A 26666-nucleotide genomic window follows, 5' to 3' on the forward strand; every position below is an offset into this window, starting at 1 on the left:
GCGGTTACTACGGTTCGGTGACGCCGTTGTCAATTCATGCGTGAGGCCGGGGTCGGGATGCCGATTGCGCATCGCAAACCGGCCCGATACAAGCCTGACAAGGCGCACTCTTTTCCGCAGGAACGGCTCCCATGGCATCGAATCTGGACACGGTCGTCACGGTTTTCGGCGGATCGGGGTTCTTGGGCCGCAGCGTCGTCCGGGCCCTGTGCAAGCGGGATTACCGGATCCGGGTTGCGGTGCGGCGGCCGGAACTCGCCGGATACCTGCAGCCGCTCGGCCGGGTCGGGCAGGTTCACACCGTGCAGGCGAATCTGCGCTATCCGGCCTCGGTCGAGGCGGCGCTGCGTGATTCGCATGTCGTGATCAATCTGGTCGGCGTGCTCACCGAGAGCGGCGGGCAGACGTTTGACGCCGTCCAGGCCAGGGGCGCCGAGACCGTCGCCAAGGCGGCGGCCGCCGCAGGTAGCGCGCTGGTGCATGTCTCGGCGATCGGGGCCGATGCGCAGTCGCCGTCACGCTATGCCAGGGCCAAGGCGGCCGGCGAAGCCGCGGTTCTGGCCGCGGTTCCCTCCGCCACGATCTTCCGCCCGTCCGTGATGTTCGGCCCCGAGGACCAGTTCACCAACCGCTTTGCCGCGCTGGCACGGATGTCGCCCGTGCTGCCCCTGATCGGCGGCGAGACCAAGATGCAGCCGGTCTATGTCGGCGACGTCGCCAGCGCGATCGCGGATGCTGCCGACGGCAAAGCCAAGGCGGGCGCCACTTACGAGCTCGGCGGGCCGGAAGTGCTGACCATGCGCGAGATCATCGAGGCGATCCTCGAAATCACCGACCGCAAGCGCATGCTGGTGCCGCTGACGTTCGGCCTCGCCCGCTTCCAGGCCAACTTCCTGCAATTCGCGCCGGGCGCGTTCAAGCTGACGCCGGACCAGGTCACGCTGCTCGAGCGCGACAATATCGTGTCGGATGCGGCGAAGGCGGCCGGGCTGACGCTGGAAGGCCTCGGCATCCAGGCCGACTCGCTGGAAGCGATCGCCCCGCAATATCTCTGGCGCTTCCGCCCGCAGGGCCAGTTCCAGCGCATGAGCGTGTGAGGGATCTTCTTTACCTCGCCCCGCTTTGCGGGGAGAGGTCGGATTGCGCAGCAATCCGGGTGAGGGGGTACAGGTCTCTCGAAGACCGCTCGTGCGGAGAGAGGCCCCTCACCCCAACCCTCTCCCCGTAAGAACGGGGCGAGGGGGTGCACTGTCGCTGGAGCGAAGACTGGCCTGTTACACGACTTTCAAAACTTCAGCTTCTTGAACACCGCTTCCGGCAGCGTCTTGATGATCAGCATCACGAGGCGCCATCTGCCGCTGACGTAGACGATGTCGGTCTTGCTCTCGACGGCGCGAAGGATCGCAGCGCCGACGACGGGGGCTTCGACGGTGAGCGGGCCGATCAGCTTCATGCCTTCGGTCATCCTGGTGCGGACGAAGCCGGGCTTGACCGTGACGACGTGGACGCCGCCACGGCTGGCGCGGGCGCGCAGGCCGGACAGGAAGGCGGAGAAGCCGGCCTTGGCCGAGCCATAGACATAGTTGGAGGCGCGGCCGCGATCGCCGGCGACCGAGGACACGCCGACCAGCGTGCCGCTGCCGCGGCCCAAGAACTTCTCCGCGAACAGGCCGAGGATCAGCGCCGGACCTTCGTAGTTGGAGCGCATGATCGCGGTGGCCTGGGCGAGATCGCTCTGCGCGCGCTCTTGCACACCAAGCAGGCCGACGATCGAGATGACGACATCGGGCAGCGCGGGCAGGCCGCCGACGAAGCCCTCGAACGAGGCGGTGTCGAGCACGTCGAATGTGTGAACATCGACCTCGACATTGTAGCGCGCGCGAAGATCGGCGGCGTCAGGCTCCAGCGCGCCGACGTCGCGGCCGGCGAGCCCCACATCGTATCCCGCTTTGGCAAAGGCGCGCACCGTGGCGCGGCCGATGTCGGATGAGCCGCCCAGCACCAGTACAGACTTGCGCGACGTCACGGCCTAGACCTCATCGAACAGACGTTGTGAAAGCTTGGAGCGGATGTTGCCGGCGGGGTCGAGCGCTTTGCGGATCGCGTTGAAGCGCGGCAGGGCGGGATAGCCGGCTTCGAGCGTCTCGCGCGACTGGCGCGCATCCTTGGCAAGATAGAGCCGGCCACCGGCCGCGACAACGAGACGGTCGATCTCGTCGAGAAAATTCAGGATGTCGCCGCGCACAGGGAAATCCAGCGCCAGCGTGTAGCCGGGCAGCGGAAACGACAGGATGCCCTCGCCCTCGCCGAGCTTCTTCAGCACCGCGAGGCAGGAGGCATCGCCGCGCCGCGCGACGCGACCCAGAATCTCGCCGACCACGTCCCGCGCGCCGTTCTCGGGTATCACGCATTGATGCTGCAGAAAGCCGCGCTTGCCGTAGATGCGATTCCAGTCGGCAAGGCTGTCGAGCGGAAAGAAATAGGGATAGAGCGAGACCACATGGCTGCCGCCGGCGCGGCGCGCGCCCATGCGATAATACAGCTCGTTGAAAACGCGGATGCCAAAGCGGTTCAGCGTCATCGAGGGCAAATCGATGGGCACGCCAAGACCGGGATGCTTGCCGACGGGAAACGCCGCGGCGCCGGCAGGAAGCTCGTCCTTGCCGGCGTGCTCCCCGACATAGATCAGCGAGCGGCCGAGATCCTTGCCGCGGGCAGCGCAATCGATCCAGGCCACCGAATAAGTTGCGGCATCGCCTGCATCGAGCGCGCGCATCGCGGCATCGAGATCGGATGCCGAGATCACGCGCTCGCGGATCCATCCCGTTTCGACCTTGCGCAGCCGCAAGGTCGCTTCGAGGATGACCCCGGTCAGGCCCATGCCGCCGATTGTCGCAAAGAATGCGTCGGAGTTCTGCTCGCGCGAGGCTTCGATCAATTCGCCCTCGCCCGTGCGCAGCAGGATGCTGTCGACATAGCGGCCGAAGCCGCCTTCACAATGGTGATTCTTGCCGTGCACGTCGGCGGCGATGGCGCCGCCAATCGACACGAAACGCGTGCCGGGCAGCACGAAGGGCAGGAAGCCGCGCGGGCCGAAGGTCTCGATCAGGTCCGAGAGCAGCACGCCGGCCTCGAGGCGGATTCGGCCGGTCGCCGGATCGAACCACCTGATGCGGTCGAAGCCCGTCATCGTCACGGTCCTGACGGTCCCGACCGCGGCATCGCCATAGGCACGGCCATTGCCGCGCGCCACGGTGCCGGACACGATGGCGTCGGCAACCGACGCGAACGCGCGCGGACGCAGCATCTCGGTATCGATGACCGGGAAGCGCCCCCAGCCGCTGACGAGGGTCATGGCTCAGCTCCTGCGCCGGGCGCGCCGCCCGGCATTGCGAAACTGAGTACCGATCAAAAGCTTATATTGCGTTGAAAGCGTAGCCCGGATGGAGCGCAGCGTATTCCGGGATCGTGCCCCAAGTGATGACGGACCGGGATGCGCTGCGCTCCATCCGGGCTACGGACACAGGGCCTACCGTCCCAGCGCCAGCGCGATCAGGCCGAGGGTGCCGACGATGACGCGCCACCAGGCGAACAGCAGGAAACCGTGCCGGGTGACATAGGTCAAAAACGTCTTCACCACGATGATCGCGGTGATGAACGACACCACGAAGCCGATCGCGACGATGTTGATGTGGTCCATCGTCATCTCGGCGCGGCTCTTGTAGAAGTCGTAGGCGAACGCGCCGATCATGGTGGGGATCGCCAGAAAGAACGAGAATTCCGCCGCCGCGCGCTTGTCGGCTCCGAGCAACATCGCGGCGACGATGCTGGCGCCGGAGCGCGACACGCCCGGGATCATGGCCACGCACTGCGCGATGCCGATATAGAGATACATCAAGAGCGGAAATCTGGTGGCATCATACTCGCGCGGCTTGAGCTCGAGCTTGTCGACCCAGAGCAGGACGGCGCCGCCGACGATCAGTGTGAAGCAGATGACCCACGGATTGAACAGCAGGAGCTTGATGTACTTACCGGCGACGAGGCCGACGATGACAGCGGGCAGGAATGCGACCAGCACGCCGATCACGAAGCGGCGAGCATAGGCATCGCCCGTGAACAGGCCGATCACGACGTCCCACAGCTTGCGGAAGTACAGCCCCACGATCGCGAGAATCGCGCCCAGCTGGATCAGAACCGTAAACGAATCCCAGAACGCGCCTTCGCCGAGATGAAAGAAGCGCTCGGCGATCAGGAGGTGGCCGGTCGAGGATACGGGAAGGAACTCGGTCACGCCCTCGATGATGCCGAGGATCACTGCCCGTATAGCGTCTGACATATTTACGGTCCATTTCGGCTGGAAAAGCGGGGCTCTTCTCGCCTATTCGACCCCATGCCGCAATCGCAAAATGCCAAATCACGCCCTTGCTTCGAGGTTTTGAAGGACTAGTGTGGCGCCGCACAAACATTGATGGATTCTTAAGCACCATCACATAGTCAAAGGCTTCATGTTTACGCTGTTTCATCATCCGTTCTGTCCGCATTCGCGCTTCATTCGCCTGATCGCGGGTGAATACGGGCTCGACCTGAAGCTGATCGAGGAGCGCAGCTGGGAGCGGCGCGAGGCGTTTCTGCTGCTCAATGCGGCCGGCACCACGCCCGTGCTGGTGGACGACGAGCAGCCGCCGATTCCGGGCGCGGCCATCATCGCCGAATATGTCGATGAGGCCTATGGGGCCGGGATGGGCCCCAAGCGCCTGATGCCGGAGACGCTTGCCGAGCGTGTCGAGGTGCGCCGGCTGATGGCCTGGTTCAACGAAAAGTTCTTCGAGGAAGTCTCGCATCCACTCGTCACCGAGCGCATCTACAAGCGCTTCATGAGCGAGGAGAACGGCGGCGGGCCGCCTTCGGCCGACGTGATGCGCGCAGCGAAGGCCAATGTGCGCTATCATCTGGCCTATATCGGCTGGCTGGCGCAGACCCGCAACTTCCTCGCCGGCGACCGGCTCACCTACGCGGATCTCGCCGCCGCGGCGCACCTTTCGGCGATCGACTATCTGGGCGACGTGCCATGGAGCGAGGACGACGCAGCAAAGGCGTGGTACGCGCGGGTGAAATCCCGCCCGTCGTTCCGTCCGCTCCTCAGCGAATGGCTGGCCGGCGTGCCGGCGTCGCGGACCTATGTGGACCTGGATTTCTGAGCTGCGACCCGACTGAACTGAAGGCGGCGCTGGCGCGCGAAGCGCACGCGCTCGGCTTCGACTGCATCGGCGTCACCGCGCCGGGCTCGATCGATGCAGCCGGACAACACTTCCTCGAATTCATCGCCTCGGGCGGCCATGGCGACATGGATTGGCTTGCGAACCAGCCGGAGCGCCGCGTCGACCCGCGCGGGCTGTGGGCCGATGTGCGCAGCGTGATCATGCTCGGCGTCAATTACGGTCCCGACTCCGATCCGCTCGCGATCCTGAAGCAGCGCGCGCGCGCGGCGATCTCGGTCTATGCGCAAGGCGACGACTATCACGACCTCATCAAGAAGCGGCTGAAGGCGCTGGCGCGCTGGCTGGTCGCGACCGCGCCGAGCGAGGTGAAGGTGTTCGTCGACACCGCGGCAGTGATGGAGAAGCCGCTGGCGCAGGCCGCGCATCTGGGCTGGCAGGGCAAGCACACCAATCTCGTCTCGCGCGAGTTCGGCTCGTGGCTGTTTCTCGGCGCGATCTACACCACGCTGGAGCTGCCGCGCGACGAACCCGAGATCGATCATTGCGGCTCGTGCCGAGCCTGCCTCGACATCTGCCCGACCGCGGCGTTTCCAGCGCCCTACAAGCTAGATGCGCGGCGCTGCATCTCGTATCTGACCATCGAGAACAAGGGCCCGATCCCGCACGAGTTTCGCAAGAGCATCGGCAACCGCATCTATGGCTGCGATGATTGCCTTGCCGCCTGCCCCTGGAACAAGTTTGCGCAAGAGGGGCGTGAGGCAAAACTCGCCGCGCGCGACGAGTTGCGCGCGCCCTCGCTCGCTGAGCTGGCACGGCTGGACGACGCGGCATTCCGTGCGCTGTTCACGAAATCGCCGGTGAAGCGCATCGGCCGCGACCGGTTCGTGCGCAATGTGCTGATTGCGATCGGCAACTCAGGCGAGGTGGCGCTGGCTGAGGCGGCGTGGCGATTGTTGGATGACGCAAGTCCGCTGGTGCGCGGCGCGGCGGTGTGGGCGCTGGGCCAGTTGCTGGCGCGCGAAGAGTTTGAGGCGATGAAGGGTGCTGCGATCAGTAACGAGCACGACGAGAGTGTGCGCAAGGAGTGGCGCGCCGCTTCCTAGCTCACCGTAGTCATTCCCCGCGAGGGCGGGGAATCCAGTACGCCGCGGCCTATCGATTCAATCACAACTGCCGCGGAGTACTGGATCGCCCGGTCAAGCCGGGCGATGACACTCGTGTTGTGGCTGGCACATGCTCTCACCACCCTTGATTTCCCCGCCCATTCCCGCAATCTCGCGCGTCATGACAAGCATGCCTTTCTTCACCCGCGACGGCGATACATTCCATCCGACGGAAGTCGCCAACGGTCCATGGGATCCGAAATCGCTGCACGGACGCGTCATCGTCGGCCTGCTCGGCTTCGTCATCGAGGAGCGCCATTCCGGGCCCGAATTCGTGCCGGCGCGGCTCACGGTCGACATGTTCCGGCTGCCGACTATCGACAAGCCGATCGAAGTGACGACGCGGCTGGTGCGCGACGGCATGCGCATCCGCGTGGTGGAAGCGGAGTTCTTTTCCGGCGGGGTCAGCATGGCGCGCGCCTCGTGCCAGCTGCTGCGCAAGACGCAAAATCCCGATGGCAATGTCTGGTCGCCGCCGAACTGGGACGCACCGAAGCCGGCCGAGATCCCCAAGCCGACCGATCCCAGGCTCGGCATGAACGGCAAATGGGCGACACGCCCGATCGTCGGCCATATGGGCTCGCTCGGCCCGCGCAGATTGTGGATGAGCGAGGTGCGTGAGCTCGTCGCGGGCACCCCGATGACGCCGTTCGTCCGCGTCGCCACCGGCGCCGATTTTGCGAGCCCGTTTGCCAATGCCGGCGACCAGGGGCTCGGCTACATCAACAGCGATGTCACGATCTATCTGCACCGCCTGCCCGTGACAGAGTGGATCGGCTTCGAGGTGGTGAACCACCAAGCCACCGACGGCGTCGCGATCGGCGAATGCTGGCTCTATGACGAACAGGGTCCGATCGGCACCGCGACCGTGGCCGCGCTGGCGCAGCGCAAGCCGATGGTGAATCCGTCGAAGCGGTAGGGACTTTTCCACCTGTCATTCCGGGGCACGCGAAGCGTGAGCCCGGAATCCATACTCCCGATGGTGGTTATGGATTCTCAGGTGCGCAATTGCGCACCATAGCTCGCGCTTCGCGCGCCCCGGAATGACGACCTAGTCCAAATGCCGCTGCATCTCCGGCCGCGCCTTCAGTTCGGCACCCTGCTTGGCGACGATCTTCGCGATCCGCTCCGGGGCGAAGTTCAAATCGACGAACGCCGGCGCGGTGTTGGCGACCTCGTGATAGCTCGCGATCCTGCCGCCCTTCAGCGTCATGATCGCAACGCCCTCGAACATCGCCCGCGCGCCGTTTGCTTCCGGCAGGGTCGATCTATAGCTGAAGGTGTAGCGCGCATAGAGCGTGGTGCCGTCGGTGACGGGATCATGCATGTCCCAGCGGAAATCGGTCGCCGTGCGGTAGAACCAGTCGTCGATCATCGCGGCGATCTTCGCGCGGCCGGCGAAGGCGCCGTAGAAGACATCGTGATAGACGCCGTCCTCGGTGAACAGCTGGGCGAAGGCTTCGCCGTTGCGCTGCTCGACGGCATCGCAGAAGGCGCGCAGCATGGCGGTGGTGGTCATTGGCGTTGCCTCCCAGTTGTTATGCCCTCTCCCCTTGCGGGAGAGGCCAGCTCCGCTCGTTGACGCGCATTTCGTTCGGGTGAGGGGTTGCTTCCGCGAGTCCAACTCTCATTCGGGCCCGTGGAGAGAACCCCTCATCCGACTTCGCTTCGCGAAGCCACCTTCTCCCGCAAGGGGAGAAGGAAGATGACACATCACCCGATCTCAGCCACCGCCGCAAGAATGCGCGCGATGTCCTGCGGGCGGGAGAGGCGGTGATCGCCGTCCTGGATCATGGTCAGCACGACGTCGTCGGCCGGCAGGCGATGAGTCAGCGCAAACGCGTGCTGCCAGGGCACATCAGGGTCCTTCGCGCCTTGCAGGATGCGGACGGGGCAGCCGAGATCGATGGCGCTGCCCAGCACGAGGTGATTGCGTCCCTCCTCGATCAGGTTCCGCGTGATCGGATAGGGCGAGCCGTCGCCATATTCCGACGGGCGCAGCCAGAAACCCTTGGTCTCGATTTCCTTCTTCACTGCGGGCGAAAAATTCTTCCACATCAGCTCTTCGGTGAAATCGGGCGCCGGCGCGATCAGCACGAGCCCTGCAAGCGACGCTTTGCCGGCACGCTTCCTGATCTCGCGGGCGAGCAGCAGCGCCATCCAGCCGCCCATCGACGAGCCGATCAGGATTTGCGGGCCGTCGCAGAAGCGTTCGAACACCGCAACGCTATCCTCGAGCCAGCTGCCGATCGTCCCAATGGCGAAATCGCCGCTGGATTCGCCGTGGCCGGAATAATCGAACCGGACGATTGCGCGGCCGTGCTCGTGGGCCCAGGCATCCAGCGCCACGGCCTTGCCGCCCTGCATGTCCGACTTGAATCCGCCCAGCCAGACCAAGCCGGGGCCTTTTCCGGGACGGCGGCGCACCGCGATTCTGCGTGCGGACGGCCCCTCGCCCACCTCGATGAACTCAAGCACGGCATCGGGAATTGCATCGGTCATGGAACGTTTACTCTGGCTGTGCGGTTTGAGCTGTCCGGACCTGTTCCGAAAGTACGACCGGCATCGGTATTGGTCCTTTGGGACGCTTGCGGAACAGAGGCAAGGTGTCTATGTCGGTCAGCGTGCCGAGGGCCGTGACCAAAATGCCTCGCATTTGAGGGTTTTTCGCGCCTCGCACCAGCGACTTGCTTGCCGGCAAACGCATCTTCCTTCAAAATAGCCGCTTCTTTCACAACTTTGGAGAACCACCCATTCGCCGTCCTAATAAAGCTCCGCCCGCTGCCAGCAAAGACGGGCCGCGCATCAATGATGATATCCGCAATGCGCAGATCCAGCTGATCGACCAGACCGGTGACAACAAAGGTACGGTCGAGACCGTCGTCGCCATCCGCATGGCGCAGGAAGTCGGGATGGATCTGGTCGAGATTTCGCCGAATACCAGCCCTCCCGTCTGCAAGATCATGGACTACGGGAAGTATAAGTATTCCGCTCAGAAGAAAGCCGCGGAAGCCCGCAAACGGCAGAAGACCGTCGAGATCAAGGAGATCAAGCTCCGTCCGATGATCGACGACCACGATTACGACGTGAAGATGCGCGCGATGCAGCGCTTCTTCGAAGAGGGCGACAAGGTCAAGATCACGCTGCGCTATCGCGGCCGCGAAATGGCGCACCAGGAGATCGGCACCAAGCTGCTCGACAAGATCAAGACCGACGTCGCCGAGCTCGCCAAGGTCGAGCAGGACGCGCGGTTCGAAGGTCGCCAGGTCGTAATGGTGCTGGCGCCGCGCTGACGCGCAACGCTTTAGGACCTCGAGAATTCAACGGCCCGTCCGGATCCCCGGCGGGCCGTTTTGTGTGTCAGGTCCTCGTCGCCTGCCAGGTTCCGCTGCACTGGTCGCCGGAGATAATTCCCTTCCACGACCCGGCGCCGTTCACGCCGGCAAGCCGGCCGCCGCCACTGGCGTGGGAGGCGCCGACCGAGACCTGCACGGCGACAGCGCCGGAACGGTTGACCCGGCCCGAGACCCGGCCGCCGCCGGCGGAGGAGACGCGGGTGCCGGTCACGGTGAAGGGAACGCTGTAGCCCGAGGTGCAATTGCCGCGGGTGGTGGCGAAGGTGACGTTCCAGATGCCGTCATAGCCGCCGGCGCGGGCGTCAGCCACCTGTGGCAGCGCAGCCGCGGCGAGCACGGCGAACAGCGCCAGAGGGCGCGGGCGGGCGAATGAAATCAGAAGTTGCGGGAAATGAGCCATTTTGGACCTGCTTCAGGCGAGAAAGCTTGGACATGAGGGGTGGCAGCGTTCAATAGTCGGCGGGCAGGTTGCGGCGGTTCATCGTTGCCAATTGGCCTCTCCTCTGTCATAAGCCCAGCCTTCACCGCCCGGCTGATTTACGGGCTGCCGTGGCGGTGTCTCGTGCGGGTTTCGCGCCTGTTCGCAAAACTTGAGCACAATCAACGCTCTAACGAGCATTTTTGACGGTCCAGCCGCCTTCGCGGGCGGATCTCTGTGGCCATTAGGAGAGCCAAATGCCCAAGCTGAAGACCAAATCGGGCGCTAAAAAGCGCTTCAAGGTGACTGCCACCGGCAAAGTGATGCACGCCCAGCGCGGCAAGCGTCACGGCATGATCAAGCGGACGAAGAAGCAGATCCGTCAGCTCCGCGGCACCCGCGTGCTGTTCAAGACCGACGGCGACAACGTCAAGAAGTACTTCTTGCCGAACGCCTGATCGGGTCCACGATCATTGCCACCTCTGCCGCGCATCCCGCGGCGATCCGATAACCAAAGTCATCTCTGAAGGATTTCGTCATGTCTCGCGTCAAACGCGGTGTGACCGCCCACGCCAAGCACAAGAAAGTCTACAAGGCCGCCAAGGGCTTCTATGGCCGCCGCAAGAACACCATCCGCGCCGCCAAGCCGGCCGTGGAGAAGGCCCAGCAATACGCCTTCCGCGACCGCAAGCGTCGCAAGCGCACCTTCCGCGCGCTCTGGATCCAGCGCCTCAACGCCGCGGTCCGTCCGTTCGGCCTGACCTACAGCCGATTTATCGACGGCCTTGCCAAGTCGGGCATCACCGTGGACCGCAAGGTGCTGTCGGATCTCGCGATCCGCGAGCCCGCCGCGTTCCAAGCGATCGCCGAGAAGGCCAAAGCCGCGCTGGCGGCGTAAGCCGCCCCACTGCGCGACTTGCGCAGCGTTCAGCTTGTGATGGCCCGGGCAGAGGCGCGTGTCGCGCGTTCATCGCCCCGGCCGTCATCTCTCGCGCATACACTTCTCCGACGTGGATGCCCGGCGAATCTAACGCGAAGATGCGCTTCGCGCTTTTGGCCGGGCGTGACGGGCTAGGATCATCGGCTCAGCATCCTGGCCAAAAGGGATTGCCATGACCGATCTTGCCCAGCTCCAAGCCCAGATCATCGCCGACATCGCCGCCGCTGCCGACGAGGCCGCGCTCGAGGCCGTGCGTGTTGCAGCCCTCGGCAAGAAGGGCTCGATCTCGGCGCTGCTCGCCACGCTCGGCAAGATGTCGCCGGACGAGCGCAAGACGCAAGGCGCGGCGATCAACCAGGCCAAGGACGAAGTCAGCCAGGCGCTCGCGGTACGGCGCGACGTGCTGAAGTCGGCGGGGCTCGATGCGCGGCTGGCGTCCGAGACCGTCGACGTGACCCTGCCGCTGCGCGATGCGCCGGCTGAGGCCGGCCGCATCCATCCGCTGAGCCAGGTCTGGGACGAGCTCACCACCATCTTCGCCGACATGGGATTCTCGGTGGCCGAAGGCCCCGACATCGAGACCGACGATTACAACTTCACCAAGCTGAATTTCCCGGAAGGCCATCCGGCGCGCGAAATGCACGACACGTTCTTCTTCCATCCGAAGCAGGACGGCTCGCGCATGCTGCTGCGGACCCACACCTCGCCGGTGCAGGTGCGCACCATGCTGAGCCAGAAGCCGCCGATCCGCGTGATCTGCCCGGGCCGCACCTATCGCATCGATTCGGACGCGACCCACACGCCGCAATTCCACCAGGTCGAGGGCCTCGTCATCGACAAGAGCTCGCATCTCGGCCATCTCAAATGGATCCTGCACGAGTTCTGCAAGGCGTTCTTCGAGGTCGACCACATCAACATGCGCTTCCGGCCCTCGTTCTTCCCGTTCACCGAGCCTTCGCTCGAAGTCGATATCCAGTGCCGCCGCGACAGGGGCGAGATCCGCTTCGGCGAGGGCGAGGATTGGCTCGAGATTCTCGGCTGCGGCATGGTGCATCCGAACGTGCTGCGCGCCTGCGGCATCGATCCCGACGAGTACCAGGGCTTCGCCTGGGGCATGGGCATCGACCGCATCGCCATGCTGAAATACGGCATCGCCGATTTGCGCCAGCTGTTCGACAGCGACGTCCGCTGGCTGAGCCACTATGGCTTCAAGCCGCTCGAAGTGCCAACGCTTGCCGGAGGGCTGAGCTCGTGAAATTCACCCTCTCCTGGCTGAAGGATCATCTCGACACTGACGAGCCGCTGGAAAAGCTCGCCGACAAGCTCACCATGATCGGGCTCGAGGTCGAGAACATCGAGGACAAGGCGAAGGCGCTGAAGCCGTTCACCATTGCGAAGGTGATCTCGGCCGAGCAGCATCCGAATGCGGATCGCCTGCGCGTCTGCATGGTCGACACCGGCGACGGTGGTGCGCCGGTGCAGGTGGTGTGCGGCGCGCCGAATGCGCGCGCCGGGCTCGTCAGCGTGTTCTCGCCGCCCGGCACCTACATTCCCGGCAAGGATATCACGCTCGGTGTCGGCACCATCCGCGGCGTCGAGAGCCGCGGCATGCTGTGCTCGGCGGCCGAGCTGCAGATCTCCAATGATCATGACGGCATCATGGAATTGCCGGCGGACGCGCCCATTGGTGCGGCCTATGCCGAATGGGCCGGCCTCGGGGATCCCGTCATCGAGATCAATCTGACGCCGAACCGGCAGGACTGCACCGGCGTGCACGGCATCGCGCGCGATCTCGCCGCCGCCGACATGGGCAAGTTCAAGGATCCCACCATCAAGCCGGTCAAGGGCGAATTCCCCTGTCCCGTGAAGGTGACGGTCGAGGATGCCACGCTGTGCCCGGGCTTTGCGCTCCGTCTCGTGCGCGGGGTCAAGAATGGGCCGTCACCGGAATGGCTGCAGAAGCGGCTGACCGCGATCGGCCTGCGTCCGATCAACGCGCTGGTCGACATCACCAATTTTGTGACCTACGACCGCGCACGCCCGCTGCACGTGTTCGACGCCAAGAAGGTGAAGGGCAATCTCGTCGTGCGCCGCGCGCGCGAGGGCGAGAGCCTGCTGGCGCTCGACGGCCGCACCTACAATCTCGATCCCGCCATTTGCGTGATCGCGGACGAGCACGGCGTCGAATCGCTCGCCGGCATCATGGGCGGCGAAGCATCGGGCTGCGACGAGAACACCACAGACGTGCTGATCGAATCGGCGCTGTGGAACGAGATCAACATCGCCCAGACCGGTCGCAAGCTCGGCATCAATTCGGACGCGCGCTACCGCTTCGAACGCGGCGTCGATCCGGCCTTCATGGTGCCCGGCATCGAGCTCGCGACCAAGCTGGTGATGGAGATGTGCGGCGGCACGCCGTCCGAAACGATCGTGGTCGGCAGATCATTCGCCGACGACCACATGATCGACTTCCCGGTCACGGAAGTGAAGCGCCTCTCCGGCATCGAGGTGCCGCAGGTCGAGATGAAGCGCATCCTGACCCATCTCGGCTTCATGATGGCGGGTCCCGGCCCGGTGGTAAAGGTCGCAGTGCCCTCGTGGCGCTCCGACGTGCACGGCAAGGCCGACATCGTCGAGGAGATCGTCCGCATCTTCGGCGTCGACAAGGTGCCGATGACGCCGTTCGAGCGCGGCGACGAGCCGCGCAAGCCGGTGCTGACGCCGCTGCAGCTGCGCAACCGCCGCGCGCGGCGCGCGCTCGCGAGCCGCGGCATGGTCGAAGCCGTGACCTGGTCGTTCATCGCCAAGCCTGCGGCCGAATTGTTCGGCGGCGGACAGCGCGAGCTCGAGGTTGCCAACCCGATCGCCTCGGATCTCTCCGACATGCGCCCGACCCTGCTGGCCGGCCTGATCGCGGCGGCGCAGGCCAATGCCGATCGCGGCTTCGGCGATGTCGCGCTGTTCGAGGTCGGCCAGGTGTTCAAGGGCGATCGCCCGCAGGACCAGTTCATGGCGGCGAGTGGCGTGCGCCGCGGCCTTGCTTCGTCCGAAGGGCTCGGCCGGCACTGGACCGGCTCGGCGCAGGCCGACGTGTTCGACGCCAAGGCCGATGCGCTGGCGGTGCTGGCGGCCGCCGGCGCGCCGATGCAGGCGCTGCAGATCGTGGCGGGTGGTCCCGGCTGGCTGCATCCGGGCCGCTCCGGTACGATCCAGATCGGACCGCAGAACGGGCTCGGATATTTCGGCGAAGTGCACCCCAGGGCGCTCGAGGCGCTCGGCGCCGACGGGCCGCTGATCGTGTTCGAGGTGATCCTCGACCGCATCCCCGAGGCGAAGAAGAAGCCGACGCGCGCAAAACCCTTGATCGAGCTCTCGGCGTTCCAGCCGGTTACGCGCGACTTCGCTTTCATTGTCGACCGCAGCGCGAAGGCCGGCGACATCGTGCGTGCCGCACAAGGCGTCGACAAGAAGCTGATCACCGGCGTCAATGTCTTCGATATCTACGAAGGCAAGGGCATCGATGACGGCAAGAAGTCGATCGCGATCGCGGTCACGCTTCAGCCGCGCGAGAAAACCCTGACCGATCAGGAGATCGAGGCCGTCGCAACGAAGATCGTGGCCGAGGTCACGAAGAAGACCGGCGGCGTCTTGCGAGCATGACGCCGAAAAGTGTGAAGCGGTTTTCGGACGACGTCATGCTCGAGGGTCATAGAGCATGACGTTCGCTGACTTCCTTCCGAAGGACGTCAGCCTCACGATTGCGGCGGCGCTCTGCGCCGTCGCTTTCATTTCGGGCACCGCGCGCGGCTTCTCCGGCTTCGGTTCGGCGCTGATCTTCATGCCGCTGGCGAGCAGCATCGCGGCGCCGCGGCTCGTTGCTGCGCTACTGCTGGTGATCGATTTCGTCGCAGCCGCGCCGCTGCTGCCGGATGCATGGCGGAAGGCCGATCGCAAGGCCACGGCCGTGATAGTGCTGGGCGCGCTGATCGGCGTACCCATCGGCACCTATTTCCTCAGCGTGCTCGAACCCGTTACCACGCGCTGGATCATCTCCTGCTTCGTAGCGGCGCTGCTCCTTCTGCTGCTGTCGGGCTGGCGCTATCGCGGCAAGGACCATGCCTGGCTGTCGGTGGGCATCGGCGGCCTCTCCGGCTTCTGCAGCGGGCTCGCGCAAACCGGCGGCCCGCCGATCGTCGGCTACTGGCTCGGCCGCCCGATCGCGCCGATGGTCGCGCGCGCCAATATCGTGCTGTTCTTCGGCGCCTCGGATTTCTTCTCGATGGTCAGCTACGCGACGACCGGCCTGATCAGCCGCGAATCGCTGGTGCTGTCGCTGATCGTCGGCCCGGTCTATGCGGTTGGCGTTGCGTTCGGCAGCTCATTGTTCGGCCGCGCCAGCGAGAGGGTGTTTCGCGGCATCTGCTACGCGCTGATTGCGATGGCGGTGATCTTTGGATTGCCGGTGCTGGATGGCGTGCTGCGATAACATCTCCGCTGTCGTCCCGGGGCGCGCGTAGCGCGAGCCCGGGACCCATAACCCCGGGGAGTGGTTATGGGGCAAGGTGGCAACTCCGAGTCTTCGCCAAACCACTCCCTGTGAGTATGGGCCCCGAATCTGCGCTCCGCTTCGCTGCGCCTGTCCGGACGACAGTGGAATTTATCGCGGCTTGATCGTCTTACTGCTTCGGCACGCGCCGCTTCTTCGTCGACTGGGTCGGCACGTCGGCCGGCTCGTCCTTCAGCGCGCCGATCTTGCGCAGGGCTGCATCGGCGGCGCGTTCGCCGCTTTCCCAGGCGCCGTCGACGGTGCCCCAGAGCGTCTCGTGCGTGGCTTCGCCGGCGAGGAACACATTGCCGATCGGCTCGGCCAGGGTCCTTCGCGACAGCTGGCCGCCCGGCGAGGCTGCCGACATCGCGCCCATGACGTAAGGCGAGGCGTTCCAGCGCGTGGCGCTGGTCTTCTGCACCACGGAAGCGGCCTCGCTGCCGAACAGCTTCGTGATCCATTCCCTGGCGAAAGCCACCATCGCCTTCTCGCCCTGCTCGGCGAGATCGCGGCCGAACGAGCCGCCGACATCGATCGAGCACAGCGAGGAGCCGCCGATATTGGCGAACATCAGCGCCGTGCGGGTCGAATTGCTCTGCTCGACCAGGATATCGTCGCGCGACAGGCCGAGCGGATTGCCCGGCAGCTGCAGCACGATGCGATCGTAGCTACCGAGGCTGAGCTTCGATGCCGCATCCAGCGTCCGCTTGGGAATGTCGGGCGCGAACTTGATCGCGCCCGATGTCAGCACATTGGTCGAGACCGTGACGATGGCGGCGCGCGCCGCGATCTTGCCGGCTTGCGTCTCGATGCTGACGTCGCGATTGCTCCAGGCGATGCGGCTCGCCGGCGTCGACAGCGCCACCGGCGCCTGCTCGGCGAGCCTAGCGATCAGTGTGCCCAAACCCTGCCGGCAGGCGATCGCCGCGTTGCGGTCCTGCGCGCGTCCCTTGTCGATCGCGGAGAGCTCCTTCAGGTCCTTGCCGGCAAAGCTCGCGCCCAGCATGAACTCGGCCGCGCCGGCCCAGTCGCCGAGATCCTTCGGCATCACCGATGCGCAGGAGGTGTCGAGCTTGCCCCGCCCGGCCTCGTCGATGGCGCGGTTGGCGCGCACTAGGGCGGCCAGGAACTGCTCGGTCTCGCCCGCGCGGGCATTGCGGCGGCCGATGCGCATCTTCTGGCCCGAGGGCGCCGGCAGCACGTCCAGCCCGGCACTGCGCGCCAGCCGGATCATCGGGTTGGTGTCGGGATTGTACATCCAGCGCGCGCCCCGGTCGAACGGCGTGTCGAAGGTGGTGCTGTCGGTGATGCAGCGGCCGCCGACCTGCGCGGCCGCCTCCACCACGATGACCTTGCGGCCCGTCGCGATGATGCGCCGCGCCGCGGCAATTCCCGCCGCCCCCGCGCCAATCACGACGATGTCAGCCTCGCGCGGCAGGGGCGCGGCCGATGCGCGCAGCACCGGCATCGCCGCAAGGGCCGCCGACGCCGAAAGAAAGCCGCGGCGCGTGATTGTCATGTCATGGTTTCCGGGGACTTGCGGCGAACGTGAACAGCCCGCGAACCTTGCCGTATCCAATGTTGCGCAGCAACCAGGATGGTGAATCAACCATGCTTGATCTCACAGAGTGATGAACCGAATTGCAACACGTTTCGACCATGATAGAGAAGGGAAAAAGACGGCCGGAAAAGGCCGTGGGGGGTTGAGATGGGGACGGTCCTGGATTCTGTCGGCAAGGTGATTGCCGCGTACCTCTCAAAGGAGGTGCCGGGCTATGAGCCGTTCACGCCGAGCGACCCCGAGCATCTGCGCGGCATCATCGAGCCCGGCGACGTGCTGCTGGTCGAGGGCAACAACCGCATCTCCGGCATCATCAAATACCTGACGCAGTCGACTTGGTCGCACGCCGCGCTCTATGTCGGTCCGATCGATGGGGCAGAGGAGCCCAATGGCGAGCCGCATGTTCTGATCGAGGCCAATATCGGCGAGGGCGTCACCTCGGCGCCGCTGTCGAAATATTTCCCCTATCATACCCGCGTCTGCCGTCCGGTCGGGCTGTCCTATGAGGATCGCACCACGGTGTGCCGCTATGCGATCAACCGCATCGGCTTCGGCTACGACACCAAGAACATCGTCGACCTCATGCGCTATCTGTTCCCGCTGCCGATACCGCAGCGCTGGCGCCGACGCATGATCGCGATCGGCTCGGGCGACCCGACCAAGATCATCTGCTCGGCCCTGATCGCGCAGGCCTTCGACGCCGTGCGCTACCCGATCCTGCCGAAGATCACCAAGGCCGGCAGCCGCGCCGCACGGCGCGAGATCCTGCACATCCGCGATTCCTCGCTCTACATGCCCCGCGACTTCGATATCTCGCCCTATTTCGAAGTCGTCAAACCCACCATCGTGCACGGGTTCGACTACACCGCCTTGCACTGGGCAGACAAGCAGAAGCCGCTCGAGGAGGTGGCGGGCTCATTCAGTGTGTTTCCAGAAGCGCTCGTGGCGCCGCCCCTCGTTCCTGAAGCGGCTGACAAAGCGACGTCGGTTGAAATTCCGGCTCAAGAAGTGAGCGCGCCGCCTGCGGGAACGAGCGCAACGTTCTCCGAGCACTTCGTGCATCTGAGCGAGCTCGCGATGTATCGCGCGCGGGCGCGGGAGAAGACGGCTTAGGTTCGCACGATCTCGTACGGTGGGCAGAGGCGCGAGGCGCCGTGCCCACGTTCTTCCGCGATCAGTGGCCGATAGTGGGCGCGCTCCGCTTTGCCCACCTACGAGACTTCGCCACGAGCGCAGCGAAGCAATGACGGTGGAGAGCGCGCGCGCTACCGATCCGCCCGTCCGATCACCGCCATCAGCTCCGCGATCTTGGCGCGCTGGTCGGCCTTGTCGCCGCTCGCGATGGCGTGCTCGACGCAATGGGCGACGTGATCCTTCAAAACCTCTTCCTCGACCCGGCGCAACGCGGCGCGCACCGCCGCGATTTGCGTCACGATGTCGATGCAGTAGCGGTCTTCCTCTACCATTCTCGAGAGGCCACGAACCTGGCCCTCGATCCGGCCGAGGCGTTTTCCGACGGATGCCTTGATGTCTTTGCGCATGGGGTCTATATACCCCTACCGGGTATAGGTTTCAAGAGCAAGCGCAAAGGCCGGAACATGGCAATGAACAACAACGAGCACGAGCATCGTCACAGCGCGGCAACGCATTCCGGATGCGGCTGTTCCACGAAAGCTGCAGCGCCGGCGGCGAAACCCGAGGCTTCCTCGTGCTGCGGCGGCCACGGCGATCATGCCGGCCACGACCATCACCACGGCGACGCCGCAACCAAGGTCAAAGATCCCGTCTGCGGCATGATGGTCGATCTCGCGACCTCGAAGCATCGCATCACACATCGCGGCGAGACATTCCATTTCTGCTCCGCCGGCTGCCGCACCAAGTTCGCCGCCGATCCCGCCAAGTATCTTGCCAATGACAAGGCGCCCGAACCGGAGATGCCCGCGGGCACGATCTACACCTGTCCCATGCACCCGCAGATCCGCCAAGTCGGTCCGGGCACGTGCCCGATCTGCGGCATGGCGCTGGAGCCTGAGGTCGCAAGCCTTGAGACCGGCCCCAATCCCGAGCTCGCCGACATGACGCGGCGGTTCTGGATCGGCGGCGTGCTGTCCCTGCCGCCGATCGCGCTGGAGATGGGCGGCCATCTCGCAGGCCCCCACAGCTGGATCGATCCGACCGTGTCGAATTGGATCCAGCTCGTCTTTGCAACGCCCGTGGTGCTGTGGGCCGGCTGGCCGTTCTTCGTTCGCGGCTGGCAATCGCTGCTGACGCGCAATCTCAACATGTTCACGCTGATCGCGATGGGTACGGGCGTTGCCTATGTCTACAGCGTGCTCGGCACGGTCACGCCGCAGATCTTCCCCGCCACCTTCCGCGGCCATGAGGGCGCGGTCGCAGTCTATTTCGAGGCGGCCGCCGTCATCACCGTCCTGGTGCTGCTCGGCCAGGTGCTCGAGCTGCGCGCCCGCGATGCGACCTCGGGCGCGATCAAGGCGCTGCTGCAGCTCGCGCCGAAGACCGCGCGCCGCGTCGACGCCGACGGCAGCGAGCACGAGGTCGAGATCGACACGCTGCACGCCGGCGATCGCCTGCGCGTCCGTCCCGGCGAGAAGGTGCCGGTCGACGGCGTCATCCTCGAAGGCCGCTCGTCGCTCGATGAATCGCTGGTGACGGGCGAATCCATGCCGGTCTCCAAGGAGGCTGGCGCAAAAGTCATCGCCGGCACGCTGAACCAGTCCGGCAGCTTCATCATGCGCGCCGACAAGGTCGGGCGCGAGACGCTGCTGTCGCAGATCGTGCAGATGGTCGCGGATGCGCAGCGCTCGCGCGCGCCGATCCAGCGCCTGGCCGATCAGGTCTCCGGCTGGTTCGTGCCGCTGGTGATCGTCATCGCCGTCGCGGCCTTTGTCGCCTGGGCCTGGTTCGGACCGGAGCCGCGGCTCGCCTTCGGCCTCGTCGCCGCGGTCAGCGTGCTGATCATCGCCTGTCCCTGTGCGCTGGGCTTGGCCACCCCGATGTCGATCATGGTCGGCGTCGGCCGCGGCGCGCAAGGCGGCGTGCTGATCAAGAACGCCGAAGCGCTGGAGCGGATGGAGAAGATCGACACGCTGGTGGTCGACAAGACCGGCACGCTGACCGAAGGCAAGCCCAAGGTGGTGACGATCGCGCCGGCGTCCGGCTTCGCGGAAGAAGACATCCTCCGGCTGGCGGCCACCGTCGAGCGCGCCAGCGAGCATCCGCTGGCCGACGCCATCGTGCGCGCGGCCAAGGAAAAGCAGCTCACCCTCGGCCAGGTCGAGCAGTTCGACTCGCCGACGGGCAAGGGCGCGACGGGCAAGGTCGACGGCAAGACCATCGTGCTCGGCAATGCCAGATATCTGTCGTCGATCGGCGTCGACACCCATTCGCTTGCCGCCGAAGCCGAGCGGCTGCGCGGTGACGGCGCCACCGTGATCAACATGGCCGTCGACGGCCGGCTTGCCGGCCTGTTTGCGATCGCAGATCCGGTCAAGGCCTCGACGCCGGAGGCGCTGAAGGCGCTCGCGGCGGAAGGCATCAAGGTGATCATGCTGACCGGAGACAACCGCACCACGGCCGAGGCCGTGGCGCGCCGGCTCGGCATTGCCGAGGTCGAGGCCGAAGTGCTGCCCGACCAGAAGAGCGCGGTGGTGACCAAGCTGCAGAAGGCCGGCCGCAGCGTCGCCATGGCCGGCGACGGCGTCAACGACGCCCCGGCGCTGGCGGCGGCCGAGGTCGGCATCGCCATGGGCACCGGCACCGACGTGGCGATGGAGAGCGCCGGCGTGACGCTGCTCAAGGGCGACCTCGTCGGCATCGTCCGCGCGCGAAAACTGTCGCAGGCGACGATGAGCAACATCCGGCAGAACCTGTTCTTCGCCTTCGTCTACAACGCCGCCGGGATTCCGATCGCCGCCGGCGTTCTCTATCCGGCGTTCGGTCTGCTGCTCTCCCCGATCATCGCCGCGGCGGCGATGGCGCTGTCCTCGGTGAGCGTGGTCGGCAACGCGCTGCGGCTGCGTGCGACGCGGCTGTAAGGACGCTGTGTAGCCCGGATGGAGCGTAAGCGAAATCCGGGGGTCCTGCCGCATATTGCACCGTCCCGGATTGCGCTTCGCTCCATCCGGGCTACGGTTCAGAGGACATAAGCGGGAGCATCTGATGCAGCGGATTACCATCACGATCGAGGACGATCTCCTGGCGGAGATCGACGCCGCGGCCGAAGCGCGCGGTTACCAGAACCGCTCCGAGATCATCCGCGACCTCGCGCGCGCCGGCCTGCAGCAGAGCGCCGAGGACACCGCGCAAACTGGCCAATGCGTCGCCGGCCTCGTCTACGTCTATGACCACGCGGCGCGCGATCTGTCGAAACGGCTGGTGCAGGAATTCCACGGCCACCACGACCTCGCGCTGGCGACGCTGCATGTTCACCTCGACGACAACAATTGCATGGAGATGACGGCGTTGCGCGGCGCTGCCTCCGAAGTCAGACATTTCGCCGACCACATCATCGCCGAACGCGGCGTGCGCTACGGCCGCGTGGTGATGATCCCGACCGGGGATGGCAAGCCGGCGAAGGCGCGCAAGCACGGGCATAGACACGACTAGGCTGAATCTTACCCTCCAGGGGAGGGTAAAGAAGAAATCGCGCCACCTTCACCGACAAGGAGAGACGGCCCACCGCCCTTGCCGAAGCCGCATCCGGTGTCTACCTCTCGCGCAGTGTCTACCTCAGAGGGTCCCCAATGCTGGATGCCGCCATTAAGGCGCTGTCGCAATTGATCTCGCCGCCGATGCGCTCGATCCTGTGGCGGTCGATCGGGCTTGCGCTGGTGCTGATCACCGTGCTGGCGATCGGCTTGCAGCGGCTGCTCAGCTGGTTTGCGACCTCCGGCGAGGTGTGGCTGGAAGGCCTGCTCGGGCCGGGCTGGCATTCTTCGATCGAGGTTCTCTCCTGGATCGTCTCGATCGCGACGGGTCTCGGCGTCGTGTTCGGCGGCATCTTCCTGATGCCGGCGATCACCTCGCTGGTGGCGAGCCTGTTCGTCGACGACGTCGCCGACATCGTCGAGCGCGAGCATTATCCGGCCGAGCGGCCGGGCGCGGCACTGCCGTTCAGCCGGGCGATGCTCGAGGGCATCAAGACCGCGCTCGTGGCCATCCTGGTCTATCTCGCCGCTCTGCCGCTGGTGCTGTTCGCCGGCGCCGGTTTCCTGATCTTCTTCCTCGCCGCCGCCTGGCTGCTTGGCCGTGAATATTTCGAGCTCGCCGCGATGCGCTTCCGCCCGCCGGAGGAAGCCAAGGCGATGCGGCGCGACAATGCCGCGACGGTCTTCACCGCCGGCCTGTTCATCGCCGCCTTCGTCTCGATTCCGATCGTGAACCTGGCGACACCGATCTTCGGCATGGCCTTCATGGTCCACATGCACAAGCGCCTGTCAGGCCCGCGGCCCGAGCTGATCGAGCCGGCGCGGCAGGTGCGATAGCGGCCCGGGGCGGCGTTGCCTCACACCGTCTTCTCCGGCCAGCGACAGAGATCGTTGACCAGGCAGACGTCGCAGCGTGGCTTGCGCGCGAGGCACGTATAACGGCCGTGCAGGATCAGCCAATGATGCGCGTGCAGCATGAACTCGGCCGGGATCACTTTTTCGAGGCCGAGCTCGACCTCGAGCGGCGTCTTGCCGGGCGCTAGGCCCGTGCGATTGCCGACGCGGAAGACGTGGGTGTCGACTGCCATCGTGTGCTCGCCGAAGGCCATGTTGAGCACGTCGTTGGCGGTCTTGCGACCTGCGCCGGGCAACGACTCGATCTCGGCCCGCGTGCGCGGCACCTCGCCGCCGAATTCACTGAGCAGCTTGGCCGACAGCGCGATCACGTTCCTGGCCTTGGTGCGGTAGAGGCCGATCGTCTTGATGTAGTCGCGCAAGCGCTCCTCGCCGAGATCGAGCATCTTCTGCGGGGTGTCGGCAACCTCGAACAGCGCACGCGTCGCCTTGTTGACGCCGGCATCGGTCGCCTGTGCCGACAGCACCACCGCGACCAGCAGCGTGAACGGGTTGACGTGCTCGAGCTCGCCCTTGGGCTCCGGATTGGCCTTGCGGAAGCGGCTGAAGACCTCGTGGACCTCGGCCGGCGTCCACGGCTTTGTGGCTTTGAGTGATTTCTTCGCGGGCGCTTTCGGCTTGGTCGCGACCGGTCTTGCCGTTCTCTTCGGCACCGCCGCTTTGCGCGGGACCGGCTTGCGGGTGATTTTCGCCATGATCGGGATATACTGATGGACGATGAGCACAGGCAACGAAATAGCGCGGTCGCGATCCGAGAGCGAGGATGAGCCTCAGATCTTCTCCGCGCTGCTGACGCCGCACCGCTCGCTGAACCGCACCGGCTTTCTCGCCGTGATGCTGTTCCTGAGCGCCGTCGGCTTCGTCACGGGCCTCGCTTTCCTGATGATGGGCGCCTGGCCGGTGTTCGGCTTCTTCGGTCTCGACGTGCTCGTGATCTGGTGGGCCTTCAAGGTCAATTTTCGCGCCGCACGGGCCAGCGAGGAAATCGTGGTGACGCCGTCGGAATTGCGGGTGCGGCGCGTCAGCCATCGTGGCCAGGTTTCCGAATGGACCTTCAATCCGCTCTGGGTCCGGCTCGACCAGGAGGTCGATGAGGAATACGGCATCGAGCACCTTTATCTGATCTCCCGCGGCCGCCGCCTGCTCATCGCGGGCTTTCTCGGGCCGGCAGAAAAGGCCAGCTTTTACAATGCCTTGGTGGGGGCTCTCAACGCCGCGCGGCGCGGTCCGACCTATCATCCGGCGACCTGAGCACAGTCGGAAATCGGGTGGTTTCGCGCCAGCGCCTCCCCTACATTTCCGGTCATGATGACCCTTGCGATACATGACCAGCGCCTGGCCAGGCCGGGCACCCAGAACGCCGCGTTGCGCGACTATGATTCGGTGCGGCGGGCGATCGCCTTCATCTCGGCGAACTGGCGCGCGCAACCGACCATCGAGGCGATGGCGGATGCCGCTGGCGTCACGCCGGATGAGCTGCACCATCTGTTCCGCCGCTGGGCTTCGATCACGCCGAAGGCTTTCATGCAGGCACTCACCCTCGACCACGCCAAGAACCTGCTCAGGGATTCCGCCAGCATCCTTGACGCGGCGCTCGACTCCGGCCTGTCCGGGCCGGGCCGGCTGCACGACCTCTTCGTCACCCATGAAGCGATGTCGCCGGGCGAATGGAAGAACGGCGGTGCCGGCCTCACCCTGCGCTACGGCTTCCATTCCTCGCCGTTCGGCACCGCGATCGTGATCGCCACCGATCGCGGCCTGTCGGGCCTCGCCTTCGCCGATCACGGCGAGGAGAAGATCGCGCTCGCCGACATGACGCGGCGATGGCCGAACGCCACCTATGTGGAAGATCACGAAGGCACCGCGCCGCTCGCCGCGCGCATCTTCGATCCAAAATTGTGGCGGCCGGATCAGCCGCTGCGCGTGGTGCTGATCGGCACCGATTTCGAAGTGCGAGTGTGGGAGACGCTCTTGAAGATTCCGATGGGCCGCGCAGTGTCCTATTCCGACATCGCCTGCAACATCAGGAATCCCAAGGCTTCACGCGCCGTCGGTGCTGCGGTCGGCAAGAACCCGGTCTCGTTCGTCGTGCCCTGCCACCGCGCGCTCGGCAAGAGCGGCACGCTCACCGGCTATCATTGGGGCATCACCCGCAAGCAGGCGATGCTGGGCTGGGAGGCCGGGCGGCTTGGGCTGCAGTAGGCAAGATGCAGTAGGATTTCGTAGGGTGGGTGCGCAGCGTAACCCACCTCTCTGGTTTCCGCAGAACAGAAGTGGTGGGTTACGCCAGCGACTGCGCTTTGCGCAGTCGCCGTCTAACCCACCCTACGGCACCGCGCTTGCGGCAAAGTCTACCCCGCCAGATCCAGCTTCGAGGCCACGGTCGAATCCGCGTTGAGGCGGTAGATGATCGGCACGCCGGTGGCGAGCTCGCGCTTCAAAATGCCTTCGGGCGAGAGCTTCTCCAGCACCATGATCAGCGCGCGCAGCGAGTTGCCGTGGGCGGCAACCAGCGTGCGCTTGCCGTTGAGCACACCGGGCAGGATCTCCTGCACGTAGTACGGCAACGCGCGCGCGAGCGTGTCCTTCAGGCTTTCGCCGCCGGGCGGCGGCACGTCGTAGGAGCGGCGCCAGATCAGCACCTGCTCCTCGCCCCATTTCTTGCGGGCGTCGTCCTTGTTGAGACCGGAGAGATCACCGTAGTCGCGCTCGTTGAGCGCGAGGTCCTTCGAAGTCGGCAGACCCTCCTGGCCGAGCTCAGCGAGGATGAGATCGAGCGTGTGCTGCGCGCGCGTCAGCACCGAGGTGTAGGCGACGTCGAACACCAGGCCCTGTGCCTTCAGCTTGCGGCCGGCTTCTTTGGCTTCCTTCACGCCGAGCTCGGTGAGGTCAGGGTCCTTCCAGCCCGTGAACAGGTTTTTCAGATTCCATTCGCTCTGGCCGTGGCGCACGAGCACGAGAAGGCGTTCGCTCATTGACTGCTTTCCGTTGCTTGATTGGATCAGATATCGTCGAGGCCGAGCACGTCGGCCATGGTGTAGTGCCCCGGCTTCTTGCCGTGCGCCCACAGCGCCGCCTTGAGCGCACCATGGGCGAACAGCATGCGGTCCTCGGCCTGATGCGACAGCGTCAGGCGCTCGAACGGGCCGAGGAAGGTGACGCTGTGGTCGCCGGCCACGGTGCCGCCACGCAAGGAGGCGAAGCCGATATTGCCCGGCCGGCGCGCGCCGGTGATGCCGTCACGGCCACGCTCGGAATGGTCATCGAGAGTAACACCGCGGCCGCTCGCTGCGGCCTGCCCCAGCATCAGCGCGGTGCCCGAGGGTGCATCGACCTTCATGCGGTGATGGGTCTCGACGATCTCGATATCAAAACTCTGGTCGAGCGCCTTGGCAACGCGCTTGACCACGGCGGCGAGCAGATTGACGCCGAGACTCATATTGCCCGACTGCACCACCACGGCGCGATTGGTGACGCTCTTGATCACGGCATTGTCCGAGCCGGACAGGCCGGTCGTGCCGACGACGTGCACGAGGCCGCGCTCGGCGGCGATCGCAACGTTGGCGATGGTCGCCGCAGGCACCGTGAAATCGAGGATGCCGTCGGCCTCCTTGCACATCGCCCAGAGATCGGCGGAGAGCTTGATGCCGTTGGCGGGCAGGCCGGCGAGCACGCCGGCATCCTTGCCGAGCAGCTCGGAGCCCGGCGCCTCCAACGCGCCCGCCAGCACGGCGCCCTCGCTTTCGGCAATCGCCCGCACCAGCGCCCGGCCCATCCGGCCGCCGGCTCCCGCAACAATCAAGCGCATGTCGGACATGGTGTGATCCTCTTCGAGGCCGTTGTAGCGGGGGGAGGCAGTTCCGGCAACCGAGGCCCACGCG

Annotated in this window: 27 protein-coding genes; 16 read left to right on the forward strand and 11 right to left on the reverse strand. The window is 65.5% G+C overall.

The window, feature by feature from the left end; translation table 11 throughout:
• Positions 1–131 precede the first annotated feature (131 nt).
• A complete protein-coding gene (locus I6F28_RS29530) occupies positions 132–1097 on the forward strand; it encodes a complex I NDUFA9 subunit family protein (RefSeq protein ID WP_225142448.1) in 966 nt (321 codons plus the stop codon).
• 188 nt (positions 1098–1285) lie between these two features.
• Here the strand turns inward: I6F28_RS29530 and I6F28_RS29535 are convergent, their stop codons facing one another.
• From I6F28_RS29535 to I6F28_RS29545, 3 genes are all read right to left on the reverse strand, one after another.
• On the reverse strand, positions 1286–2026 hold the full coding sequence (locus tag I6F28_RS29535) for an SDR family oxidoreductase (protein WP_225142449.1): 741 nt from the start codon (positions 2024–2026) through the stop codon (positions 1286–1288).
• Between the two features lie 3 nt (positions 2027–2029).
• A complete protein-coding gene (locus I6F28_RS29540) occupies positions 2030–3355 on the reverse strand; it encodes an FAD-binding oxidoreductase (protein ID WP_225142451.1) in 1326 nt (441 codons plus the stop codon).
• Positions 3356–3529: 174 nt separating this feature from the next.
• Positions 3530–4336 carry an undecaprenyl-diphosphate phosphatase gene (locus tag I6F28_RS29545; protein ID WP_036003355.1) on the reverse strand — a complete coding sequence of 269 codons (807 nt, stop codon included), beginning with the start codon at positions 4334–4336 and terminating at the stop codon, positions 3530–3532.
• 169 nt (positions 4337–4505) lie between these two features.
• Here I6F28_RS29545 and I6F28_RS29550 point away from each other — a divergent pair, with 169 nt between their 5' ends.
• From I6F28_RS29550 to I6F28_RS29560, 3 genes are all read left to right on the forward strand, one after another.
• On the forward strand, positions 4506–5198 hold the full coding sequence (locus tag I6F28_RS29550) for a glutathione S-transferase family protein (protein WP_036024387.1): 693 nt from the start codon (positions 4506–4508) through the stop codon (positions 5196–5198).
• Positions 5147–6322 (forward strand): tRNA epoxyqueuosine(34) reductase QueG, encoded by a 1176-nt coding sequence (gene queG, locus I6F28_RS29555; RefSeq protein ID WP_225142453.1) that lies wholly within the window; start codon positions 5147–5149, stop codon positions 6320–6322. The genes I6F28_RS29550 and queG overlap by 52 nt, the downstream gene beginning before the upstream one ends.
• 181 nt (positions 6323–6503) lie before the next feature.
• Positions 6504–7301, forward strand: a complete 798-nt coding sequence (locus I6F28_RS29560) for an acyl-CoA thioesterase domain-containing protein (RefSeq protein ID WP_225142455.1) — start codon at positions 6504–6506, stop codon at positions 7299–7301.
• Positions 7302–7433: 132 nt separating this feature from the next.
• Here the strand turns inward: I6F28_RS29560 and I6F28_RS29565 are convergent, their stop codons facing one another.
• Positions 7434–7901, reverse strand: coding sequence for a nuclear transport factor 2 family protein (locus tag I6F28_RS29565; protein WP_036024382.1), 468 nt, complete (start codon positions 7899–7901; stop codon positions 7434–7436).
• Positions 7902–8095: 194 nt separating this feature from the next.
• The gene (locus I6F28_RS29570; RefSeq protein ID WP_225142457.1) at positions 8096–8884 is read right to left on the reverse strand and encodes an alpha/beta hydrolase; all 789 of its coding nucleotides are present in this window, start codon (positions 8882–8884) and stop codon (positions 8096–8098) included.
• Positions 8885–9135: 251 nt separating this feature from the next.
• On the opposite strand from I6F28_RS29570, the gene infC reads away from it, so the two are divergent.
• The gene (infC, locus tag I6F28_RS29575) at positions 9136–9675 is read left to right on the forward strand and encodes a translation initiation factor IF-3 (RefSeq protein ID WP_074447655.1); all 540 of its coding nucleotides are present in this window, start codon (positions 9136–9138) and stop codon (positions 9673–9675) included.
• A gap of 67 nt (positions 9676–9742) precedes the next feature.
• On the opposite strand, the gene I6F28_RS29580 is transcribed toward infC, so the two are convergent.
• The gene (locus I6F28_RS29580; protein ID WP_225142459.1) at positions 9743–10138 is read right to left on the reverse strand and encodes a hypothetical protein; all 396 of its coding nucleotides are present in this window, start codon (positions 10136–10138) and stop codon (positions 9743–9745) included.
• Positions 10139–10413: 275 nt separating this feature from the next.
• Here I6F28_RS29580 and rpmI point away from each other — a divergent pair, with 275 nt between their 5' ends.
• From rpmI to I6F28_RS29605, 5 genes are all read left to right on the forward strand, one after another.
• Complete coding sequence (rpmI, locus tag I6F28_RS29585) at positions 10414–10614, forward strand: 50S ribosomal protein L35 (protein WP_008539890.1); 201 nt, start codon at positions 10414–10416, stop codon at positions 10612–10614.
• An 80-nt stretch (positions 10615–10694) separates the two neighbouring features.
• Entirely contained in the window at positions 10695–11054 is a 360-nt protein-coding gene (gene rplT, locus I6F28_RS29590; RefSeq protein WP_027550107.1) for a 50S ribosomal protein L20, read from the forward strand.
• A gap of 214 nt (positions 11055–11268) precedes the next feature.
• Positions 11269–12351: a phenylalanine--tRNA ligase subunit alpha gene (gene pheS / locus I6F28_RS29595; protein ID WP_225142461.1), complete on the forward strand. Its 1083-nt coding sequence runs from the start codon at positions 11269–11271 to the stop codon at positions 12349–12351.
• A complete protein-coding gene (gene pheT / locus I6F28_RS29600; RefSeq protein ID WP_225142463.1) occupies positions 12348–14756 on the forward strand; it encodes a phenylalanine--tRNA ligase subunit beta in 2409 nt (802 codons plus the stop codon). Before pheS ends, pheT begins: the two co-directional genes overlap by 4 nt.
• 55 nt (positions 14757–14811) lie before the next feature.
• On the forward strand, positions 14812–15582 hold the full coding sequence (locus I6F28_RS29605; RefSeq protein ID WP_225127997.1) for a sulfite exporter TauE/SafE family protein: 771 nt from the start codon (positions 14812–14814) through the stop codon (positions 15580–15582).
• A 190-nt stretch (positions 15583–15772) separates the two neighbouring features.
• Here the strand turns inward: I6F28_RS29605 and I6F28_RS29610 are convergent, their stop codons facing one another.
• The gene (locus I6F28_RS29610; protein ID WP_225142465.1) at positions 15773–17161 is read right to left on the reverse strand and encodes a flavin monoamine oxidase family protein; all 1389 of its coding nucleotides are present in this window, start codon (positions 17159–17161) and stop codon (positions 15773–15775) included.
• 189 nt (positions 17162–17350) lie between these two features.
• Between I6F28_RS29610 and I6F28_RS29615 the strand changes: the two genes are divergently transcribed.
• Positions 17351–18316 carry a YiiX/YebB-like N1pC/P60 family cysteine hydrolase gene (locus tag I6F28_RS29615; protein WP_225142467.1) on the forward strand — a complete coding sequence of 322 codons (966 nt, stop codon included), beginning with the start codon at positions 17351–17353 and terminating at the stop codon, positions 18314–18316.
• A 152-nt stretch (positions 18317–18468) separates the two neighbouring features.
• Here the strand turns inward: I6F28_RS29615 and I6F28_RS29620 are convergent, their stop codons facing one another.
• On the reverse strand, positions 18469–18744 hold the full coding sequence (locus I6F28_RS29620; RefSeq protein WP_036003300.1) for a metal-sensitive transcriptional regulator: 276 nt from the start codon (positions 18742–18744) through the stop codon (positions 18469–18471).
• A gap of 63 nt (positions 18745–18807) precedes the next feature.
• Between I6F28_RS29620 and I6F28_RS29625 the strand changes: the two genes are divergently transcribed.
• The 3 genes from I6F28_RS29625 to I6F28_RS29635 all read left to right on the forward strand — a co-directional run bounded on the left by I6F28_RS29625 (position 18808) and on the right by I6F28_RS29635 (position 22707).
• Positions 18808–21258: a heavy metal translocating P-type ATPase gene (locus I6F28_RS29625; protein WP_225142469.1), complete on the forward strand. Its 2451-nt coding sequence runs from the start codon at positions 18808–18810 to the stop codon at positions 21256–21258.
• Between the two features lie 124 nt (positions 21259–21382).
• On the forward strand, positions 21383–21829 hold the full coding sequence (gene nikR / locus I6F28_RS29630) for a nickel-responsive transcriptional regulator NikR (protein WP_036003294.1): 447 nt from the start codon (positions 21383–21385) through the stop codon (positions 21827–21829).
• Positions 21830–21966: 137 nt separating this feature from the next.
• Entirely contained in the window at positions 21967–22707 is a 741-nt protein-coding gene (locus I6F28_RS29635) for a sulfate transporter family protein (RefSeq protein WP_036003292.1), read from the forward strand.
• Positions 22708–22727: 20 nt separating this feature from the next.
• Here the strand turns inward: I6F28_RS29635 and nth are convergent, their stop codons facing one another.
• Positions 22728–23480, reverse strand: a complete 753-nt coding sequence (nth, locus tag I6F28_RS29640; RefSeq protein ID WP_225142471.1) for an endonuclease III — start codon at positions 23478–23480, stop codon at positions 22728–22730.
• Positions 23481–23502: 22 nt separating this feature from the next.
• Between nth and I6F28_RS29645 the strand changes: the two genes are divergently transcribed.
• Together I6F28_RS29645 and I6F28_RS29650 are read left to right on the forward strand one after the other, a co-directional pair.
• Complete coding sequence (locus tag I6F28_RS29645) at positions 23503–24036, forward strand: DUF2244 domain-containing protein (protein ID WP_109141919.1); 534 nt, start codon at positions 23503–23505, stop codon at positions 24034–24036.
• A 54-nt stretch (positions 24037–24090) separates the two neighbouring features.
• Positions 24091–24987 carry a methylated-DNA--[protein]-cysteine S-methyltransferase gene (locus I6F28_RS29650; RefSeq protein ID WP_225142473.1) on the forward strand — a complete coding sequence of 299 codons (897 nt, stop codon included), beginning with the start codon at positions 24091–24093 and terminating at the stop codon, positions 24985–24987.
• Positions 24988–25136: 149 nt separating this feature from the next.
• Here the strand turns inward: I6F28_RS29650 and I6F28_RS29655 are convergent, their stop codons facing one another.
• Together I6F28_RS29655 and dapB are read right to left on the reverse strand one after the other, a co-directional pair.
• On the reverse strand, positions 25137–25760 hold the full coding sequence (locus I6F28_RS29655) for a 2,3-bisphosphoglycerate-dependent phosphoglycerate mutase (RefSeq protein ID WP_036003261.1): 624 nt from the start codon (positions 25758–25760) through the stop codon (positions 25137–25139).
• Positions 25761–25786: 26 nt separating this feature from the next.
• Complete coding sequence (dapB, locus tag I6F28_RS29660; protein WP_225142475.1) at positions 25787–26602, reverse strand: 4-hydroxy-tetrahydrodipicolinate reductase; 816 nt, start codon at positions 26600–26602, stop codon at positions 25787–25789.
• Between the last annotated feature and the right edge of the window lie 64 nt (positions 26603–26666).

Origin of the sequence: Bradyrhizobium sp. NBAIM14 (genome assembly GCF_020193895.1) — a bacterium.
GTDB lineage: Bacteria > Pseudomonadota > Alphaproteobacteria > Rhizobiales > Xanthobacteraceae > Bradyrhizobium > Bradyrhizobium yuanmingense.